The organism is Nocardia sp. 852002-20019_SCH5090214, from assembly GCF_001665865.1.
Taxonomy (GTDB): Bacteria; Actinomycetota; Actinomycetes; order Mycobacteriales; family Mycobacteriaceae; genus Nocardia; species Nocardia nova.
In genome coordinates this window covers 1-4,733 of sequence record NZ_LZMK01000457.1, presented here as the reverse complement: position 1 = coordinate 4,733, position 4,733 = coordinate 1, and the positions used below count along the sequence as shown (strand labels likewise).

Sequence of the window (4,733 nt, the reverse complement as noted above, 5' to 3'; positions counted from 1 at the left end):
CGGTGGTATCTGAAGTTCGACGGTGGTGCGGCGAAGGTGCATCACATGATGACCTTCGGCGCCACCAACCACGGCACGACCCTCGACGGTATCGGCGCGCTGGGCCGGGCCATCAACAACTTCGGCATCGACGTGCTCGGACTGGTCGAGATCTTCGTGGGCCACTCCGGTATCCAGCAGACGGTCGGTTCGGATTTCGTCAATCAGCTCAACGCCGGTGGCGACACCATGCCCGGTGTGGACTACACGGTGGTCGGCACCCGCTACGACGAGGTCACCACGCCGTACGACCTGACCTTCCTGCAGCCCGGGCCCGGTGCGACGGTCGAGAACGTCACCTTGCAGGACGGATGCGAGCAGGATCTGTCGGATCACCTGACGATGATGTACTCGCCGCGGGTGTTGTCGATCATCCTCAACACCCTCGATCCGGCCCAGACTCCGGCGCTGACCTGCAGCTTCAACCCGTGGCTGCTGGGCGGCGGCGGCAAGCTCTGAGTCGTGGCGACCTGCCCGCCGGAACGCGAGAACCCTGAATTCTCATCGTGTTCCGGCGGGCCGCACGCCGCCGTGGGGTCCGGCGCGGATCGAGGACACGCCGGCCTCGTATCCGCGCTCAGGAGTGCACACACCCACGGTGGTGCGCCCGCCGGGCGATGCCCTCACACCGCATCGCCCGGCGGGCCTTTTCGTCTCGGCCCGCCGCTGCGGCGATCCGTTACTTCACGAAGGAGTTCTCATGTTCGGAAAGATGTTGCGCGGCAGCATCATTCCCGTCGTTCTGGTGCTCGCGGGCGCGGTGCTGGGGGCCGCGCCCGCCGGTGCGCGACCCGAACCGGTCGCCGCGGACGGGTCGGCGGTCACCGGCAGCTGGCGGCTCGATCCGCGCACCGAGCAGTTGCGGGTGCATTCGGCGGCGATGAACACCGACATCATGGTGAAGGTGCAATTGCCCGCCGACGACCAGGCGCCCGCGCCGGTGCTGTATCTGCTCAACGGCGGTGGGGGAGGCCAGGATTCGGCCACGTGGGAGCGCAACACCGATGTCGCGGGCTTCCTGTCGGCGAAGCAGACCTACGTCGTGCAGCCGGTCGGGGGCCGCTGGAGCTACTACACCGATTGGCGCGCGCCGGATCCGAAACTCGGTGTGTACAAATGGAAGACGTTTCTCACCGCGGAACTGCCGCCGCTGATCGACGGGCGCTATCGCACCACCGGCGCCAACGCGCTGGCCGGGTTGTCGACCTCGGGAACCTCGGTGTTGCAGTTGCCGATCGCCGCCCCGGGACTGTATCGGTCGGTGGCCGCGTATTCCGGATGTGCGCAGATCAGTGATCCGATCGGCCGGGAATTCGTCAAGATGGCGGTACAGACCTGGGGCGGCGGAGATGTGGAGAACATGTACGGCCCCGACGACGATCCGATGTGGGCGGCCAACGACCCGTACGTGCACGCCGACGGGCTGCGGGGACTGAATCTGTTCATCTCCACCGGAACCGGTGTGCCCGGTATGTACGACGTGTACGGCGGCGACCACATGCAGCCCGGTCCGCGCGGATATCTGGATCAGCTCGTGATCGGCGGGGTGATCGAGGCCGCGGTGAACTGGTGTACGCACAATATGTCGACTCGTCTGGGGGAGTTGGGTATTCCGGCGACCTTCGACTTCGAACCCACGGGCACACACTCGTGGGGCTACTGGCAGGACGCGCTGAAACGCTCCTGGCCGGTACTCGCCGCGGGTCTCGGCATCGCGCCGTGAACCGGCCGGTCACGCCGTGACGGTGGCGTGCTGCGAGCGGGGCGGTTCGGGTGCGGCGGGTCACATCGGCCGGTACGGTGGCCCGGCAGTCGTAGACTGTGCACGAACGATACGACGATGGGACGGTCGCAACGAATGATTCGGGCAGGTGAGCAGGTGACCGGCGGGGTCCTGCGGTGACGGCGGCGGCCACGCAGACCGCCTCCGGACCGGGCGCGGGGGCGACTCCGCCGCAGCCGGTACCGGCGCTGGAGAAATTCGGATTCGCGGAGTTCCGGCGTACCGCCGCGATCGGCACGACGATCGGCAGCCGGGTGACGCGCCGGGTCCTGCGTGAGGGTCTGCGCCCGGCCAAGCGCCGACGGGCGATGGCCGACGGCACGGTCGACGGTTTCGAGGCGCTGGGCCCGATGTTCGTCAAACTCGGCCAGCTCATCGCCTCGTCGCCGGCCTCGTTTCCGGACGAGCTCGCCGACGCGTGCCTGCGCTGCCTCGACGACGTGCCGCCGTTTCCGGCCACCGACGCCCGCGCCGTGATCGAGGCCGATCTCGGCGCCCCGATCGACCGGCTGTTCCGGGAATTCGACGACGAACCGCTCTCGGCCGCCTCGGTGGCTCAGGTGCACGCCTGCGTGCTCGCCGACGGCCGCCCGGCGGTGCTGAAGGTGCAGCGCCCCGACATCGCCCGCCGCATGATCGTCGATCTGCGCGCCGCGTACCGGCTGGCCGGTGCGCTGACCAAACGCTCGGAGAACGCACGCATCGCCAATGCCGAAGGCGTGGTGCGCGACCTGTACGACACGACCGTCGCCGAGCTGGACTTCCGCAACGAGGCCCGCAATCAGGCGCAGGCGAGGGCCGATCTGGCCGCCTTCGGCGACAACACCGGTGTGGTCGTGCCCGAGGTGTACTGGGAGTACTGCGGTCCGCGCGTGCTGTGCATGGAGCGGATGAGCGGCATGCCGCTCGACCGCTTCGACGACATCCGCGCCGCCCATCCCGACCCCGAGCTGCTGATCCGCCGTCTGGTCAAGGCATGGGTGGAAAGTGTTGTGGTGCACGGCCTTTTCCACGGCGACGTGCACGCCGGAAACCTCTGGCTGCTCGACGACGGCCGCGCCGCCATGCTCGACTTCGGCATCGTCGGCACCATGACGCCGCAGTGGCGCGCCTTCGTGCGCGCGCTGTTCCACGCCAGCGCCATCGACGGTGACTTCCGACCGGTCGCGCGGGCACTGCGGGAACTGGATCTGCTCGACGGCGACGACGGTGACGACGCCACCATCGGCCGGCAGCTGGCGACCGCGCTGGCGCCGGTGCTGTCGGGCAAGCTGGCGAAACTGGATATGGGCAAGGTCGCGGCCCGGCTGGTGGAATTCGGCAAACGCCGGGGCGCCTCGGGCCCGCAGCAGTTGCTGCTGATGGGCAAACAGCTCGGCTACTTCGAACGCTATGCGGTCGCGCTGGCCCCGGGCTGGCGGCTCGGTCAGGATCTGTACCTGTTCCGCAACATCTTCCCCGAGGAGGTGGCCGCCAAGGTCGCCGCCGACGGCATCGAACTGCCCACCGACTGAGCTCACCGGTCCTTCACGCCCGGCGTTCGCCGAGGAGCAGGGCGACGATGGCCAGCGCGGTGTCGATCCGTGGTCGATCGCCGCCGAGCAGGGGTGCGTAGAGGTGCGCGTCGCAGATGCGGACGATGGCCTCGGCCAGGACGTCGGGGGCCAAGGGCAACGTCAGATTTCCCTGGCGCTGTTCGCTGTCGAGCAGTTCGGCGACCATGCGCGCCGACGTCGATTCGATCCTGCCGGGGAGCAGCGCGAGCCGGATGAACAGCGCCGGTTCGCGACTGGTGAGCGTCCGCAGCGGTTCGGACTCGGCGACCGCGTTCATCACCCGTTCGAGGGTGTCGAGAACGAGGGCCGCACCGGATCCCGTGGCGGTGGTGAAGACCTTGCGGTAGGTGCGTTCGGTGGCTTCGGCCAGCACGGTCGCGATGAGGTCGTCCCGGTTGCCGACGTGCCGGTACAGCGTCGCGCGTCCGATGCCCAGGTCGCGGGCGAGCACCGACATGTCGAGTTGTTCGCCCGCCAGGTACAGCTTCGTCGCCGCGTCGACGGCGCGACGCCCCTCGGAAGTAGCGATCATGTCGTCCATCTCCTCATACCGCGGCAGGCCGTGCCGGCTCGGCGGCCGTATCGAGCTGGTTGACGAATCCTCGACTCTGAGACACACTTGCGCAGTGTCTCACACAGGATGGCGTGGATCACATTGTTCCGGTGGTCTTCATGGCTGTCCTGCTCGTCGCCGATACCCCCGAGGAATTCGATGTCTACCGTTGAAACCGTCCGTGGACCCCTCGACACCGCCGCCCTGGGCAAGGTGCTGATGCACGAGCACGTTTTCGTGCTCGGCGAGGAGATGCGGCAGAACTATCCCGAATATCCGAATCAGTGGGATGAGGACGCGCGGGTCGCGGATGCGGTCGCGAAGTTGCGTGCATGCGCCGCGCGCGGGATCGACACGATCGTCGATCCGACGGTGATCGGGCTCGGTCGCTACATTCCGCGGATCCAGCGGATCAATGAGCAGGTCGACATCAATATCGTCGTGGCGACCGGTCTCTACACCTACAACGAGGTGCCGTTCCAGTTCCACTACACCGGCCCGGGCCTGCTGTTCGACGTCGACGAGCCGTTGGTCGAGCTGTTCGTCAAGGACATCCGCGAAGGGATCGCCGGAACCGGCGTGAAGGCCGCATTCCTGAAGTGCGCGATCGAGGAACAGGGCCTGACGCCCGGAGTCGAGCGGGTGATGCGCGCGGTCGGCCAGGCCCACGTGGAGACCGGGGCGCCGGTCACGGTGCACACGAACGTCCACAACCAGTCCGGCCTGATCGCGCAGAAGGTGCTCGCGGAGGAGGGGGTGGATCTCGGCAAGGTCGTCATCGGGCACTCGGGCGACAGCACCG

General features: G+C 67.9%; 4 protein-coding genes and 1 pseudogene. 4 read left to right on the top strand and 1 reads right to left on the bottom strand.

Translation table 11 applies throughout. The features are described 5' to 3' along the window. The 3 genes and pseudogenes from A5780_RS41640 to A5780_RS38690 form a co-directional block, all read left to right on the top strand. Window positions 1-498: pseudogene (locus A5780_RS41640) on the top strand (lipase); the annotation flags it as partial. A 241-nt stretch (window positions 499-739) separates the two neighbouring features. Further along, a complete protein-coding gene (locus tag A5780_RS38695) occupies window positions 740-1,762 on the top strand; it encodes an alpha/beta hydrolase family protein (protein ID WP_064906970.1) in 1,023 nt (340 codons plus the stop codon). A gap of 176 nt (window positions 1,763-1,938) precedes the next feature. After that, window positions 1,939-3,336 (top strand): AarF/ABC1/UbiB kinase family protein, encoded by a 1,398-nt coding sequence (locus tag A5780_RS38690; RefSeq protein ID WP_064911503.1) that lies wholly within the window; start codon window positions 1,939-1,941, stop codon window positions 3,334-3,336. Window positions 3,337-3,349: 13 nt separating this feature from the next. Here the strand turns inward: A5780_RS38690 and A5780_RS38685 are convergent, their stop codons facing one another. Then, window positions 3,350-3,910, bottom strand: a complete 561-nt coding sequence (locus A5780_RS38685) for a QsdR family transcriptional regulator (RefSeq protein ID WP_064906969.1) — start codon at window positions 3,908-3,910, stop codon at window positions 3,350-3,352. 180 nt (window positions 3,911-4,090) lie between these two features. Here A5780_RS38685 and A5780_RS38680 point away from each other — a divergent pair. Further along, the coding region (locus A5780_RS38680) for a phosphotriesterase (RefSeq protein ID WP_064911504.1) at window positions 4,091-4,733 on the top strand (643 nt) is incomplete at its 3' end.